Origin of the sequence: Ferriphaselus amnicola, from assembly GCF_000974685.2 — a bacterium.
Taxonomy (GTDB): domain Bacteria; phylum Pseudomonadota; class Gammaproteobacteria; order Burkholderiales; family Gallionellaceae; genus Ferriphaselus; species Ferriphaselus amnicola.
Window position 1 is genome coordinate 1,402,307 of the sequence record NZ_AP018738.1, and the last position, 14,444, is coordinate 1,416,750.

The following is a 14,444-nucleotide window of genomic DNA, read 5'->3' on the forward strand; positions in this document are numbered from 1 at the left end:
TAAGTGATTAATTTATAAGTTACTTGATGGCTCGTTGACCACACTAAAAAGCAGTGCAAACCAGAATTGGATTTTATTTAGGTGGCGTACCAGCCCCACCCATCACCGGCAATGCCTCCAAGCTCAGATTCATTCCTTCCAGCACTTTCAACGCAGCGTAGGCATCGTTCGCTGCGTAAAGCAGTTGCTGCGGGGTAAGTTCTTTCTGAGCCCAGTTCGAGGTAGTGATCTTGCGTGACTTGGCGAAGCGTTGTCCGAATATCTGCGCGACCGCTGCTCGCACGCCCATCTCCTTGTGATAGCCGTCGCGGCTGAACACTTGATTAAGATCGACCACGCCACCCATGTGTACGCCAAATTTAGTGCGGATATGCGAGCCATCGGACTTCAGGCCGAAACCGACCTTAATCAACCGTTCCGAGCGAAGCAGCTCGACCAAGAACGGCAACCCTTCCGCCCGATACGGCTGAAACAAGTAGGCCTTGTCGTGCAATGCGAACTGCACTACATGCGGACCATCGCTCGCCTCGCCAGCAACGAAAGTGGGCTTGGACTCGGTATCGAATCCCACCAAGCCCGCCGCCATGATCTCAATAGCAGCCGCCTCGAATTCCTCCTGTGTCTGAGGAACATGGATATGTGCCAGATCAAGGCCGACGAACACTGCCATCTGCGCGATCTCGTCCTTGCTTGGAGCTGATTTAAGCTTCATCGATAGTGCGCTATTTAGTTCTGAACTTACTGATTATATTTAACTAAGAAGATTAGTCTCGTCGCTGATTCGACGACGAAAAATTGCGCTTGATCCACTTCAGCATGTCATCCCACATCGCTCGCTGATCGCTCAGACTAGGCATCGTGGTGGCATTGGGTAACTCGATGGTGATGATCGGAATCTGCTTGAATACACCGCTGTAGTTACCCATGGAGCCGGGGTACACCCCCAAGCGATTGAGGTGCAACCGACCAAATCGAGTCGGCTCCGGTACTGAGCCGTCGTAGTCGAGTAGATTGTAGGGGGCATGCACGCTGACGACCAAATCAGGCTGAAACTCTTCGACGTGTCCCTCCAGCCAGCGGGTTTCGATTTCCGAGCCTGCATTCTTACCTGGATCACGCCTTGGGTCACTGTGGGTGCGCCCAACCCAGTAAGTTTTGGCATCCTTCTCCCAGTCAGGCGTCTCGAAATTTCGGTTGATATCGACACCGTTGGCATTGACACGGGTCGATGGCCGCGCAAATAGGCCATCAGGATTAGCCACGGGGATCACACGCCATTGGTAGTTCAATGCATCGGATTGATCGATCCAGCTCAGCCAGCGGAAGACAGTCGAGACCGAGGTAAGCTCATCGCCATGAATACCCCCGATGACCAGAATACGCTTTGCACTAGCCGACGACTGCCCCCCCCTTGCGGCAATATCACGGCTCACCAAGGCATGGCCATTAACCGTGCGATCCGGTGCGACGATAAAATTCTGAACACGACATGCCTCGGTAGAAACACTATGCAAGCGAGCGCCGAGCTGAGCGCACCAAGACGCAACAACTGTCGTTTCTGCGTGCGCAACCAGCGGCTGTACAGCCAACGATGCAAACAGCACACAGCGAACCAAATGAAATCTGACCAAGCTGATTACTCCTATGCTCAATATGTTACCGCCTCAAATCTTTTGCCGATTCAAATATGAAATACAACGCCTGATGTGTCGAAGAATACCTTAGCCGGAGGCTAGAATCCAAGTTGTTTTCTGGGGCAGTTGTTCAGTGTTACTGGAGCCTAAGATTAACCGCTATATTGGCAACTAGGAGTGACAGGCGAAGCAGCCACATAGTGGCTGAACGACATAGCTGAATCAATCATTACACTTTGAGGGGTGAAGCGAGTGGGCAGTCCACTCGCCATGAGCAGCGTGCATATCAATCAAGCCTTCGTTTTCCAGTGCCTGCAACTTACTCAGTACGGTCATGGAGTGATCAGACAATTCGCGCAGATGCGGAGTCAGCGCCTCAAGATCGGCACCCTCTTGGATCATTTTTACCAGTAACAACCCGACCTCATGAAAATCGCAATGTGGCTGTGCCAGTTCGATATAGGATTGACGATCACTGAATGCCTTCCCAGCCCCGTGATACCACTGCCCTAATCGACAATCTTTGCACGAGAGCGGCGGCACATTTTGACAATTTCGCTGAGGTGAGTCTTGAGCCAAAGCGGCTAGCTTAACCACCTCACTGACTAGTTGTTTACGCCACTGAACATGGTCGATGATTGCCATGTGGATGAGTCCTATAGGAATGCCAGACCAGCGTATATCCTCTTCGACAAAAGCTATGAACCGATCTAGTGGCAATGGCTTGCTAATCCAGTAGCCTTGTATTTTGGTACATCCCGCTTCCAACAGGTGCTGGTATTGCTCGTTGGTTTCCACCCCTTCGGCCACCACGCTGATACCCAACTCGTGCGCCATCCGCACTGAAGATTCGACGATGGTCGAACTCTTATTCGAATCCATCATTCGGCTGACGATACCTTGATCCAATTTGATAGTAGTGAATGGCCATTTACTCAGTGTATCCAGCGAGGAATAACCCATCCCAAAATCATCCATAGCAAAGCCAAGTCCGGCTTCTCTCAGTGGCATGATATTGGCTTTGATCGTATCTCCAGCTTCCAGCGTAGCGGTTTCAGTCAACTCCACTTGCAAGGCGTGAGCGGGCAACTGCGAAGTGCCCAGTATTTCCAACATCAGGCGCGCAAAGGAAGAGTCATGAAAATCCTTAGCGGAAGCATTAAAGGACATTGTCAGCTTTTCGTCTATGTCCATCAACACAAGCATATCTTTGATTAGCTTGGGGAACATGTGGCGCGTGATTTCTTTGATTAGATCAGATTGTTCAGCCACGGGAATAAAATCACTCGGCATCACCATTCGACCATCAGGCTTAAGCCAACGAATCAGCGCCTCAGCACCAATGACCTTACCGGTAACCAGTTAAACTTTCGGTTGATAAAAGAACGTGAACTCAGCCTTGTTGATCCCCTCAACGATGTCAGCTTCCGTAATCATAAATTCCTTAGTCATAAATATTGAATTTCACTCATATCTGATTCGGAACTTTCACTTAATCTTTCTCTTCCTCAGATACGTTCTAAGTCAAGTTGGTTTAGAGGGCTCAGTCAAACGCCCATAGCGATATTCCAGCATTCACTCAAATTTTTATCGACACACATGACTACCTCACGATCAAGCTTTCCATCAACCACCATCTCATTGATAATATGGATGATCTGGCTTGTCTGGAGCGAGTCACGATATGGTCGTTTTTGTGCCAGCGCTTGGAATACATCGGCCACAGCCACGATACGCGCCTCGAGTGAGAGACTTCCATTTTGAAGGTGATATGGGTAACCAGAACCATCAGCTCGTTCGTGATGTTGCGCTGCCCATTGAGTAATTTTTTCTAAGCCTTTGATGCTTTTTAGAATCACATAGGTATCGAAGCTATGCCTCTGAATGCTTGAGTACTCCTCTGAAGTCAGTTTCCCTGGTTTATCTAGCAATTCATCTGGTTGCCTGAGCTTCCCTATGTCATGTAGTAAACCGGCCAGTTCAAGCATATCGCAACTCAATTCAGATAGATGGAACTGCTCTCCTAAATACCTCGCCAATCGGGCTACCCCATCAGAATGATCTTTAGTAAAGCTACTCTTGGCATCGACGATATAAGAAAAAATACTAACAATACTACGTAACTCTTCAAAATCCATTTCACGCTCAGGAGTATCTGAAAGCCAAGCAGAAACATATTCAGTAACATGCTCGTTTTCAAGCGAGAGCCAGAATGCTTCGGATCGCGACACTCTCATAAATGCATCGACAAGCTCAGGGCAAAACCAGTCTCCACTCCTTTCAGCAATCTTCTGACGTATCTCCTCTCGAGCCAATAACAAGTTCGACTGGTCAACCATAAAACCCAACGACAAAACATCGACTCTATCAACCAGATAGATGCAGTTTGCGCTTAACTTAACCTCGTCAGGCAAATCCATATTTTTTAGCGTGGACCAATGCGTATGGTGATGAAGAACGATAGGCGAGAGATATTCCAAAAGCGGACATGACTTCAATAATGACGCACCTATTTTGCAGTGGTCACCCTCCTGCTCCCACTCAAGTTGCGCCAATCGTTTGTGAATAATCGTCTTGGAAACCCCACAGTCGTGAAGAATTGAAGCCTGGTATAGACTGTCAATTTGCTTCTTTTGCCAGCCCATTACTTTTGCGCACTCTACCGCCATATAGGCTACACGTTTTCCATGGTGGATATGTGTAACCCCTACCAGATCCAATGCGTCGGAAAGGGAATATACAACTTCGTGCAAATTGATAATAAATTTTGACATAGTCTCTCTTCACTGCATAAGGAAGCACATTTTCAATTTCAAAGTCACTATGCTCACTACATAAAATTCGCCCCATGATGGACGGATAACCTTTTGTTGCCCCCTGAGGGCTCTCAGTAATTTAGCTACTCATCGGATCAACTTAGTGGCTAAGCGAGTCGATTACTCGCATCCACTATCGAAGGGTTCCGCTCATTTATCTACGATGGCTTAGTGAACCCCATTGGCTTTCAGATGTTCTGCCATTCTCTTGTCCTCGTAAGCGATATGGTTGAACAACCAATCCTTAATCGTTTGCAATGCAAGCAGCTCGCCGCCGTCACTTAGACGATTGCGTAACCGAACCGCCTCATCGAGAAGTCTGGCATGTTCCAACTCATGTTGCTCATGCTCTGGATATTCGTATTTGCGCATGAGCAGCTCTTCGGTTGTAAAGTGCTTAGTAGTTTCAGCAAGCAATTGATTGAAAATACTGATAATTTCATCATGCGAATCGCCATTTCGCCAACTATTGCTCAACTGATTGAGTATATTGACTAGTCCGCGATGCTCTTCATCAATCTTTGATATACCTATCAGATGTGTATCGGTGAACGTAATCCATTCTTTAACTTCCCCACCTTCTGGATTACTAAATAAGGTATAGGAATTCTTGCCATGGCGCTTGCTATCGTACATGGCTTGGTCGGAAGCCATCAGCAAGGAGTCTAGAGATGTGCCGTTCTCTGGGAACATGGAAATTCCGATACTCACACCGACCTCACAGATTGCGCCCCCTGGAGGGGACATTGGAATAGAAAATGCATCGATGATCTTTGCTGCCACGATTGATGCTTGCCGTTGGCTAGTTAGCCCCCCCAGAAAAATGGCAAACTCATCACCGCCGAACCGAGAGACGGTATCAGTTTCGCGGAGGCAGGCAAGAAAACGCTGCGCAGCTATTTTTAGTACCTCGTCGCCAATCTCGTGACCATGTTTATCATTTACGAGTTTAAAGCCATCCAGATCAGCAAATAACACGGCGACCTGAGTGTTACTCCGCTTAGCCTGAGACAGACTTTGCGAAAGACGATCAAGGAATAGCGAGCGATTTGCTAGCCCTGTGAGTTTGTCGTGGTAAGCCAGATAACTGACTTGTAGCTCCATTTGCTTGTGATCATTTATGTCGAGATTGACCCCAAGCATGCGGATAGGATGGCCATCTGCGCCGCATTCGACACACTTTCCGCGTCCCTGCATCCAGCGATAGCGTCCGTCTTTGGTGCGCATCCGGAATTCGACGACATGAATTTCTCGTTGTTGCTCAATATCCCGTTGTATTTGTTGTAACACCACGGCTCGATCATCCGGATGCATGTGTGATTGCCACTCTTGCTGATTGGCCGGAAACTCATCGGGCAAGTAGCCCAACAAGGTGTAGTACTGTGGGCTGAATTTGGCTTCGCCAGTCTGTAGATTCCATTCCCATACCGATTCCTGAGCCGCATCTAGGGCCATATTCAGCGTGGCCAAATTACTGTTGAATTGCGTGTAAAACTGACCCACCAATTGCATTGAACTTTGACCCACCCTTGAATTATCTCTGAACGTTTCAAGTTGTGGATAGTTTTCTGTTTTTGCCCTCCTTTCCCGATTGAGTTGAACTGTTTCTGAAGCGGTAACTGTCGTTGCCGGACTCCACGATGTGGCAGTGGTGCGTCAACCTGTCGAGCAACGCCGTTGTCATCTTTGCATCCCCGAACACACAGCCCCATTCAGCGAAGCTTAAGTTGGTCGTGATCACAAGACTCGTGCGCTCATAGAGTTTGCCAATGAAGTGGAACAGTAATGCACCTCCCGCTTGGCTGAACGGCAGATAGCCCAACTCATCCAGAATCACCAGATCGGCATACATCATCCGGTTAGCAATCTGCCCCTGTTTGCCCGCAGCCTTCTCCAACTCCAACGCATTCACCAACTCAATGGTCGAGAAGAACCTGACTCGACGATGCTGATGTTGCACCGCCTGCACACCGAGTGCCGTCGCCAGATGCGTCTTGCCCGTGCCAGGGCCTCCGACCAGCACCACATTGTGTGCCTGATCCAAGAACTCGCATCGATGCAACTGCCGGATGAGTGCCTCGTTCACCACGCTCTGGCTGAAGTCGAAACTCGCCAAGTCACGGTAGACTGGGAAACGGGATGCCTTCATCTGGTAGGCGATAGAGCGTACCTCGCGTTCCGCCATCTCGGCCTTGAGCAAGGTACTCAACATCACTTGTGCACTCTGATAGGCAGGTGAACCTTGGCTAGCCAGTTCATCCACCGCCTGCGCCATGCCGTATAACTTGATGCTCTTGAGCGTGGTGATCATGGCTTCATGCTGCATGGCGCACCTCCCTCAATTGGTCATAGCGGCTAACGTTAGACTGCGGCTCGACCACGAGCGTCAGATGGGCCGGCGTATCAACAGGGGCTGGTGGTGCAGGCTCAATCAGTCGCGTCAGCAGATTGAGCACATGCTGCTTGGATGGCACACCGCTCTCTAGGGCCAACTCGACTGCTGTGAGCACGGCAGCTTCATCGTGCTGTAAGACGAGGGCTAAGATTTCTACCATCTCCCGATCTCCACCCAGTCGCTTGAGCAAGATGTTCTGCAAATGCTTGAAGCCTTCGGGTAGTTCAGCGAACGGTGCACCGTTGCGCAATGCACCTGGCTTGCGTTGAAGCACGCTCAGGTAATGACGCCAGTCGTAGATCGTCTGACCATGAGCATGCTTATTCGAAATCATCCGCACATGCTCGGCAATGATTTGAGATTCAGCTACGAACAACAGCTTGTCGGCATACACCCTCAGGCTGATGGGGCGGTTGGCATAGGAGGCCGGAACACTGTAGCGGTTACGCTCGAACATGACCAAGCAAGTCGGCGACACGCGTTTGACGTGTTCAACAAATCCATCAAATGGGCAGGACAGCGCCATCAGGCAAGGATGTTCGTCCGCATAGACATCTGCGATACGACGTTCCGATTGTAGGGGATGAGGGAGTTCTTTCCAGAGCGACAGGCAGCGTTGATGTAGCCAGTCATTGAGTTCATGCAGACTCCCAAACGCGGGGAGTTTGTTCCAGATGCGATGCCTTGCATCTTGTACGTTTTTCTCAATCTGTCCTTTCTCCCAACCGGAAGCTGGATTGCAGAATTCAGCATCGAACAGGTAGTGGCTCACCATGGCAGAGAAGCGGATATTGACGTCGCGTTGTTTGCCGCGTCGGACCTTGTCTACTGCGGTGCGCATGTTGTCGTAGATGCCACGCGCAGGCACGCCGTCGAAGACAGCGAAGGCATGGTTGTGTGCGTCGAACAGCATCTCGTGTGTCTGCAACGGATAGGCACGCAGATAGAAGGCTCGACTGTGACTGAGTTTGAAGTGAGCAATCTGAAGTTTGGTGCGTTCTCCCGCGATGACGGCCCAGTCTTCGCTCCAATCGAACTGGAAGGCTTCACCAGGTGCAAAGATGAGCGGAATGAAGGTGCCGCGTCCCGCCGTCTGCGCCTGTTCTTGTTGTTGCTGTCGCCATCGTTTAGCGAAGGCAACCACTCGGTCGTAGGAGCCTGTGAAGCCTAGCTGCACCAAGTCGCTGTGCAGTTGCTTGAGACTACGCTTCTGTTTGCGTCCTTTGCCAGCTTCGGTCTTTAGCCATGCAGTTAGCTTGACGGCATAGTCGTCGAGCTTGCTGGGGGTCTTACGCTTGGGGTACTTGGGCTCAACGACTTTGTTGGTCAAATACTTCCTGATGGTGTTGCGGGAGAGTCCGGTCCTTCGAACGATCTCTCTGATGGGCATGTTGTCGCGCAAATGCCAGCGCCTGATGCTGCTTAATATCGCCACGTTGATCACTCCTGTTTGTTCCCGCTCAAATATTGAGCAGGACAGTATCTATACGTGGGTCAAATTTGGATGCAATTTACTGCGCTAGGTGGGTCAGTTTTGGGTGCAATTCAACAGTTCTGGCAACTCTAAGCATGGGATTACGTCAGGTTGGGCATCAGATCATTCAAGCAGATAACGGGGAACAAGCAATAAGGCTTTGTCGCCATGAGCCCCCAGAGCTTGCGATTCTTGATGTGCGCATGCCCGGACTATCCGGCATAGAGGTTGCCAGAATTCTGCGTGACTCTACCTCGATTCCCTTCATCTTCCTGTCTGCGTTCAATGATGCACAAATCGTTCAGGATGCCATCGACGCTGGCGCACTGGGCTATCTAGTCAAACCCATCAAAATATCACTCATAGTGCCAGCAATAGAGGTAGCGCTTACCCGAGCAGATGAACGAACCAAGTTAGAGACAAGCAACGCCGATCTCCTAGAAGCGCTGAAGAGCAATCGGGTAATTGATACTGCCATTGGCATCATCATGGAACGCCACCATATCGCTCGCTCGCATGCCTTTGATGCGATTCGTGGCTATGCCAGAACGCACCGGCTTAAAGCTTTGCGCGTTGCCGAAATGATTCTGAATGGGGAATCTCCGTTATGACATATTAGGGCTGAAATACCTACAGCCCTAAATCTCGTCTAGCACAGGCAGGTTAATGAGGTAAATTCACATAGTTGCAGATAAAGAAAAAGCCACGCATCTACTTGATTGCGTGGCTTAAATTTGGTGCCGCTTGTCGGATTCGAACTGACGACCTACCGCTTACAAGGCGGTTGCTCTACCAACTGAGCTAAAGCGGCTTAAACAGGTGCGGATTATACCAGCACAGGCTTCATTTTGGTGGGTCGGGCGAGATTCGAACTCGCGACCAACGGATTAAAAGTCCGCTGCTCTACCGGCTGAGCTACCGACCCAAAAATGAAGCGCGGATTCTACGGAGTACGTCCCTTCACGTCAATCTATTCTATGGACTTATTCGATAATTGAATCGGTGAATACATGTTTTGTTCGCCTTTGCATGCAGTTATACGAGGAGATGGTACCAATATAGGTAGGCGATGCCGCTGAACTCAAAGCAATTCATTATTCCGAATAACCATCTTCCTAGCCTTGGTACAAATATTGCTGAACGTAGGGTCCGATCACTAACAACAGGATTCAACATGCTATTCGATGCTTATGAACAAAAAGGGCTGCTGTTCAATATGAACTTCAAGGAAGCTAACGGCAGCTACGCAGCCTATCGGGGTGATTTAGTTTTAGAGTTAGGTGAAATCGGCGACGCACTTGGGCATCGCAAGCCTCCTGTGGCAACCATCAAAAATACGATTGTTCTGTCAGAAAACGACAAGATTAAACTATACGTTGGTAGCTTGGATGAGCTTGCGCTCCTCCCCAAGGTCATTGATTACTATCATGCTGATTTTTCGGAAGATATTCTAATCATCCTATTTGTAGTGAACATCAACAAACCCCTCATCATCGAAACGTCCGGCCTGCGTATCGCTGCGATTGGAATGCAGGAAGGCTTGATCTGGAACGAACTGATTGATCTAGCCGCATTGGACAAGAGTGACTTCAAGGGGCAGTCCGCCTCTGAGAAGATCATCACTGTCTATAAAGCGCTGCATGACTTTAAGCCCAAGGGTGATGCGGTCTCGTTCGAAGAGGCGCTTACCCGCACAGTGGAGTTGAAGCGCGCCGGACGAGGTCCAGTCTAACTTCTGTCACATCACCCGCCGATTGTCGGACTCACGACAATCGGCGAAGTAACTCAAGGAATCCTCATGTCTCGCATCGGATTATTCTTTGCCAGCAGCACAGGAAATACTCGTCGTATCGCAAAGGCGATCAAGAAGCGCTATGACGATGACACGATGGCTGACGCGCTCAACGTCAATAAGGCTAGTCCAGAGTTGGTGGCTGGGTATTCCTTTCTTATCTTCGGCACATCGACTCTCGGTGGCGGAGAGTTACCTGGACTTTCCACCGACTGTATGGGTGGCGGCTGGGAGGAGTTTCTGCCAAAACTTAAGGATGTCGATTTCACCGGTAAGACCGTCGCCCTGTTCGGGCTCGGCAACCAAGATAAATATCCTGACGAATTCGTCGATGCGATGGGTGAGATTTACCACTTCATCGTCGAGCGCGGTGCAAAAGTGGTCGGCGCATGGTCAACGGAAGGCTATGAGTTCATCTCATCCAAAGCGCTGGTCGATGATGAGTTCGTAGGCTTGGCTCTCGATCAAGAGAATCAGAAAATCCAATCCGATTCCAGATTGAATGAGTGGTTAAAGTTGATCGCACCGGAATTCGAACTACCAGAACTGGGATAGTTGTCGGCAACAAACTCGATAAGTGAGTGCACTGAGTGAGCCCCATCACGGATCACCTGCACTGGCACGCTTATCGCTTAGTGTTCTGTAAGATCAACTACAGAACGACCACATGGAACTCGCCTCTTCAGAATACGCTTGTAACACTGCTTATGATGAACTGTTGAACAGCGACTTAAAGCCACGACCTGCCGCTCAGCCGCTATTCGACTATCTAGACACTCTGGACAAGAATGAGCTCGCTGCACGTCGTCAGGCGGTAGATGCCACCATCATGGCGATGGGCATTACCTTCACTATCTATAGTGAAGCCGGCAATATTGACCGTGCGTGGCCCTTCGACCCTATTCCTCGGGTGATGGCCCGCTCTGAATGGGAGCAGATCCAGTCTGGGCTGAAGCAGCGCCTGCTCGCCCTTAATCTATTCATCAACGATCTATACAACGAGCAACGCATCATCAAAGACGGGGTGTTCCCCGCCGAGGTGCTCACTGGCTCGGGAAACTTCCGACCACAGTGTGTCGGCGTCACGCCCCCTTTTGGCGTCTGGGCGCACATCTGCGGCACCGACTTGGTGCGCGACCGTGACGGCACCGTGTATGTGCTAGAAGACAACCTGCGCGTACCGTCCGGGGTGTCTTACATGCTGGAAAACCGGCAGATCATGAAGCGCATTTTTCCCGAGGTGTTCCGCACCACCAACATCCTGCCGGTGGATGATTATCCGACCCAGTTGTATCAAACGCTTGCGGCACTATCGCCACGCACCGGTGAGCAGCCTGTCATCGCTGTGCTGACTCCGGGCATCTACAACTCAGCCTATTTCGAGCATAGCTACCTAGCGCAGCAGATGGGCGCCTATCTAGTTGAAGGTTCGGATCTGGTAGTCGGCAGCGACGATGTGGTCTATATGAAGAGCATCGATGGTTTGCAGCAGGTGGATGTGATCTATCGGCGCATCGATGATGCTTTCCTCGACCCTGAGGTGTTCAACCCCGATTCAGTCTTGGGCGTACCCGGTCTGATGCGCGCTTGGCGCAAGGGCACCGTCGGGATCGCCAATGCACCCGGCGCGGGTGTGGCGGACGACAAGGTGGTCTATGCTTTCGTGCCGCAGATCATTCGCTACTATCTGGATGAATCGCCCATCCTCGCCAACGTCCCCAGCTATCTGTGCATGTATGACGATCAGCGTGACTATGTGCTGGCCAATCTAGACAAGCTCGTCGTCAAGCCGGCCAACGAATCCGGCGGTTACGGCATGCTGATCGGCCCACGTGCGACGCCGGAAGAGCGTGCCCAATTCGCCGAGCTGATACGCGCGAATCCGCGTAACTACATGGCACAGCCGACGCTGGACATCTCCACGGCCCCCACGTTGATCGATGGCAAGCTCGCTCCACGCCACCTGGATCTGCGGCCATTCGTATTGCAATCGGACAAGCTCTACGCCACCACGGGAGGCTTGACACGAGTTGCGCTGCGACAAGGTTCACTGGTGGTAAATTCATCGCAAGGCGGTGGTAGCAAAGACACTTGGATCGTAGAGGATGGAGAGTAATGATGTTAGCCCGTGCCGCAGAAAATCTTTACTGGATGGCGCGCTACTTGGAGCGCGCAGAGAATACCGCAAGGCTCATCAATAGCACCACCCATGTGCTACTTGATCTGCCACTTGAAGTTTCGTATGGATGGAAGAACCTAATCGAGGTCGCCGGACTGGACACACTGTTCCACAAACACTACGAGGAGGCCAATGAAGAGGCCATCATGCGCTTCCTGATCGAGGATAGTCGTAATCCCAGCTCGATCTACTCGTGTGTGCAATATGCCCGTGAGAACACGCGCACTTTGCGGGAAGTGTTGCCTGCAGAGATGTGGGAACGCATCAACAGCTTGTATCTGTACGTTCGTGCCCATGCCGCCAGCGCCTGCCATTCCCGCCGAGATCGCTACATGGTGCTGAACAATGTCATCGAGCAGCGTCACGCCATCGTAGGCTTGGTGTCTGGAGCGATGGTGCATGACTTGCCCTATCAGATCATCAAGTTGGGGCGCAATGTCGAGCGCGCCGACATGACCTCGCGCATCCTCGACCTCAACTCAGCGATTCAGCTTCCGCCCGACAGCGTGCTGCATGAGATGCTGATGGAGCGTATCTGGATGAGCACCTTGAATTCCCTCTCGGCCTATCAGACCTATCGACGGCTGATCTCCATGCACGTGCGCAGTAGCCAAGTCATTGAGTTCCTGCTCCACGACATGCGCTTCCCACGCAGCATCTCGCATTGTCTTTCCGAAATGGAAGCTTGCATCAAGCTGATGCCAAGGTCAGAGCCGCTGCAAATCGTCATTGCCAAACTACGCCAAGATATCGCACAACATCACACTAACGGAGTCACTTCCACCGCCCTGCACGATTACTTGGATGGCATGCAGGCTAAATTGGGTAGGGTTCATGATGCACTGACACGCCACTACTTCCATGCCTACGAAGGTGGCACCGCCCCCGAGGGAATCACACAAAGTGAATTCCAGTTTGCCGAGTCATCCCCTGCGTGATAGTGTTGCACACGAAGAGAAAAGTCATTTAATTACAACTCAAATAAACGTATCGACATGACCTATTGCGTAGCCATTAACACCGAGCAGGGGCTGGTGTTCTGTTCTGATTCTCGTACCAATGCTGGATTCGATAACATCTCAATCTACTCCAAGATGCACACCTTCGTTTGGCCGGGCGAGCGCACCTTCGCGCTCCTGTCCGCCGGCAATCTGGCTACGACCCAATCCGTCGTCAAACGCCTATGGAGCGACATCGAAAACGCTGCAAAAATAAACCTTCGGAATGCACCCAATATGCAAACTGCATCGGACTACATTGCCGGTGTCAGTTCGGAGGTACAGAAGCAGCAAACCAACCGAGATAACTCCAGCACCAATTTTGAAGCCACCTTCATATTCGGTGGGCAGATCGGCACCGACAAGCCCGAGACTCTGCTGATCTATCCGCAAGGCAATTACATCCACGAATCTGACGAGCACCCCTTCATGCAGATCGGCGAGGTCAAATATGGCAAGCCCATCTTAGATCGCGTCATTAAACGCAGCACGCCCTTAACTCACGCGGCTCGTTGCGCACTGGTCTCGATGAACTCAACCACACGCAGCAACCTCACCGTCGGTCCACCAATCGACTTGCTGATATACAAAAAAGACAGTTTGGATTTTGGTCAGCGCATGACCCTGACCGAGAACGACCCCTTTGCCAAGGAGCTTTCCGAGGCTTGGAGTCTAGGACTCGTACAAGCCTTGGATAACTTACCTCGTTTCCCATGGGAATAAGCTCAATGCCTCACTTTTGGTGATCGTCCGAGCCAGGTGGAAAGCGAGTATGTCCATACCGCACCAACAGTACCGCCATACTAAGAATGAGCACAGCAACTGAAATCTCTAGCAATCTAACCGCGTCCATCTCCTTAATGTCGATGATGATATAGCGCGCCAAGGCCACGATACCGATATAGAGGTGATAGCGGACGGGGAACTTCCCTGAGCTCAAATAATGGCGCACCATCAACAGTATTTCTAAATACAGGAACATCAGGAGTAGATCACCCAGAGATGCGCTACCAGTTCCGTGCATTTGCCAAATATGCTGTCCCATCGCAATCACCGTACCCACAGCGATCACGATCAGTCCAACAAATTCAATAGCCGATATGACTGAATTACTCATATCAACCACACCACGCGTAAAATACTTTTTCATTCCTAA

14 protein-coding genes and 2 tRNA genes are annotated in these 14,444 nt (G+C 50.7%); 6 read left to right on the forward strand and 10 right to left on the reverse strand.

The window, feature by feature from the left end:
• Positions 1-73 precede the first annotated feature (73 nt).
• The 7 genes from OYT1_RS06965 to istA form a co-directional block, all read right to left on the reverse strand.
• Positions 74-712 carry a 3'-5' exonuclease gene (locus OYT1_RS06965; protein ID WP_062627193.1) on the reverse strand — a complete coding sequence of 213 codons (639 nt, stop codon included), beginning with the start codon at positions 710-712 and terminating at the stop codon, positions 74-76.
• A 52-nt stretch (positions 713-764) separates the two neighbouring features.
• Entirely contained in the window at positions 765-1,631 is an 867-nt protein-coding gene (locus tag OYT1_RS06970) for a M14 family zinc carboxypeptidase (protein WP_172588520.1), read from the reverse strand.
• 225 nt (positions 1,632-1,856) lie between these two features.
• The gene (locus tag OYT1_RS06975; RefSeq protein ID WP_062627195.1) at positions 1,857-2,933 is read right to left on the reverse strand and encodes an EAL domain-containing protein; all 1,077 of its coding nucleotides are present in this window, start codon (positions 2,931-2,933) and stop codon (positions 1,857-1,859) included.
• 248 nt (positions 2,934-3,181) lie between these two features.
• Positions 3,182-4,408 (reverse strand): HD domain-containing phosphohydrolase, encoded by a 1,227-nt coding sequence (locus OYT1_RS06980; protein WP_062627196.1) that lies wholly within the window; start codon positions 4,406-4,408, stop codon positions 3,182-3,184.
• Between the two features lie 210 nt (positions 4,409-4,618).
• Positions 4,619-5,962, reverse strand: a complete 1,344-nt coding sequence (locus OYT1_RS06985) for a bacteriohemerythrin (protein WP_119283496.1) — start codon at positions 5,960-5,962, stop codon at positions 4,619-4,621.
• A 37-nt stretch (positions 5,963-5,999) separates the two neighbouring features.
• Positions 6,000-6,776: an IS21-like element helper ATPase IstB gene (istB, locus tag OYT1_RS06990; RefSeq protein ID WP_062627778.1), complete on the reverse strand. Its 777-nt coding sequence runs from the start codon at positions 6,774-6,776 to the stop codon at positions 6,000-6,002.
• Positions 6,766-8,289, reverse strand: coding sequence for an IS21 family transposase (gene istA / locus OYT1_RS06995; RefSeq protein ID WP_062627779.1), 1,524 nt, complete (start codon positions 8,287-8,289; stop codon positions 6,766-6,768). The genes istB and istA overlap by 11 nt, the downstream gene beginning before the upstream one ends.
• Positions 8,290-8,345: 56 nt before the next feature.
• On the opposite strand from istA, the gene OYT1_RS07000 reads away from it, so the two are divergent.
• Complete coding sequence (locus OYT1_RS07000) at positions 8,346-8,930, forward strand: ANTAR domain-containing response regulator (protein ID WP_269460703.1); 585 nt, start codon at positions 8,346-8,348, stop codon at positions 8,928-8,930.
• A gap of 124 nt (positions 8,931-9,054) precedes the next feature.
• On the opposite strand, the gene OYT1_RS07005 is transcribed toward OYT1_RS07000, so the two are convergent.
• Together OYT1_RS07005 and OYT1_RS07010 are read right to left on the reverse strand one after the other, a co-directional pair.
• Positions 9,055-9,130, reverse strand: a tRNA-Thr gene (locus tag OYT1_RS07005).
• A gap of 38 nt (positions 9,131-9,168) precedes the next feature.
• Positions 9,169-9,244: transfer RNA gene (locus OYT1_RS07010), tRNA-Lys, on the reverse strand.
• Between the two features lie 249 nt (positions 9,245-9,493).
• On the opposite strand from OYT1_RS07010, the gene OYT1_RS07015 reads away from it, so the two are divergent.
• The 5 genes from OYT1_RS07015 to OYT1_RS07035 all read left to right on the forward strand — a co-directional run bounded on the left by OYT1_RS07015 (position 9,494) and on the right by OYT1_RS07035 (position 14,011).
• Entirely contained in the window at positions 9,494-10,051 is a 558-nt protein-coding gene (locus OYT1_RS07015) for a hypothetical protein (RefSeq protein WP_062627722.1), read from the forward strand.
• Between the two features lie 66 nt (positions 10,052-10,117).
• On the forward strand, positions 10,118-10,666 hold the full coding sequence (locus OYT1_RS07020) for a flavodoxin (protein WP_062627721.1): 549 nt from the start codon (positions 10,118-10,120) through the stop codon (positions 10,664-10,666).
• A gap of 163 nt (positions 10,667-10,829) precedes the next feature.
• Positions 10,830-12,227: a circularly permuted type 2 ATP-grasp protein gene (locus tag OYT1_RS07025; protein ID WP_232013136.1), complete on the forward strand. Its 1,398-nt coding sequence runs from the start codon at positions 10,830-10,832 to the stop codon at positions 12,225-12,227.
• The gene (locus tag OYT1_RS07030) at positions 12,227-13,228 is read left to right on the forward strand and encodes an alpha-E domain-containing protein (RefSeq protein WP_062627719.1); all 1,002 of its coding nucleotides are present in this window, start codon (positions 12,227-12,229) and stop codon (positions 13,226-13,228) included. The genes OYT1_RS07025 and OYT1_RS07030 overlap by 1 nt, the downstream gene beginning before the upstream one ends.
• Positions 13,229-13,285: 57 nt before the next feature.
• The gene (locus OYT1_RS07035; RefSeq protein WP_062627718.1) at positions 13,286-14,011 is read left to right on the forward strand and encodes a peptidase; all 726 of its coding nucleotides are present in this window, start codon (positions 13,286-13,288) and stop codon (positions 14,009-14,011) included.
• A gap of 10 nt (positions 14,012-14,021) precedes the next feature.
• Here the strand turns inward: OYT1_RS07035 and OYT1_RS07040 are convergent, their stop codons facing one another.
• The gene (locus OYT1_RS07040) at positions 14,022-14,438 is read right to left on the reverse strand and encodes a phosphate-starvation-inducible protein PsiE (protein WP_232013137.1); all 417 of its coding nucleotides are present in this window, start codon (positions 14,436-14,438) and stop codon (positions 14,022-14,024) included.
• Positions 14,439-14,444: the final 6 nt, after the last annotated feature.

Excerpts from the sequence above, each read along its gene's own strand:
- OYT1_RS06980 (WP_062627196.1), bottom strand. The coding sequence starts at position 4,408 with ATGTCAAAATTTATTATCAATTTGCACGAAGTTGTATATTCCCTTTCC.
- OYT1_RS07035 (WP_062627718.1), top strand. The coding sequence starts at position 13,286 with ATGACCTATTGCGTAGCCATTAACACCGAGCAGGGGCTGGTGTTCTGT.
- OYT1_RS07040 (WP_232013137.1), bottom strand. The coding sequence starts at position 14,438 with ATGAAAAAGTATTTTACGCGTGGTGTGGTTGATATGAGTAATTCAGTC.
- OYT1_RS06965 (WP_062627193.1), bottom strand. The coding sequence starts at position 712 with ATGAAGCTTAAATCAGCTCCAAGCAAGGACGAGATCGCGCAGATGGCA.
- OYT1_RS06985 (WP_119283496.1), bottom strand. The coding sequence starts at position 5,962 with ATGCAATTGGTGGGTCAGTTTTACACGCAATTCAACAGTAATTTGGCC.
- OYT1_RS07030 (WP_062627719.1), top strand. The coding sequence starts at position 12,227 with ATGATGTTAGCCCGTGCCGCAGAAAATCTTTACTGGATGGCGCGCTAC.
- OYT1_RS07020 (WP_062627721.1), top strand. The coding sequence starts at position 10,118 with ATGTCTCGCATCGGATTATTCTTTGCCAGCAGCACAGGAAATACTCGT.
- OYT1_RS06975 (WP_062627195.1), bottom strand. The coding sequence starts at position 2,933 with ATGGTGATGCCGAGTGATTTTATTCCCGTGGCTGAACAATCTGATCTA.
- istB (WP_062627778.1), bottom strand. The coding sequence starts at position 6,776 with ATGCAGCATGAAGCCATGATCACCACGCTCAAGAGCATCAAGTTATAC.
- OYT1_RS07015 (WP_062627722.1), top strand. The coding sequence starts at position 9,494 with ATGCTATTCGATGCTTATGAACAAAAAGGGCTGCTGTTCAATATGAAC.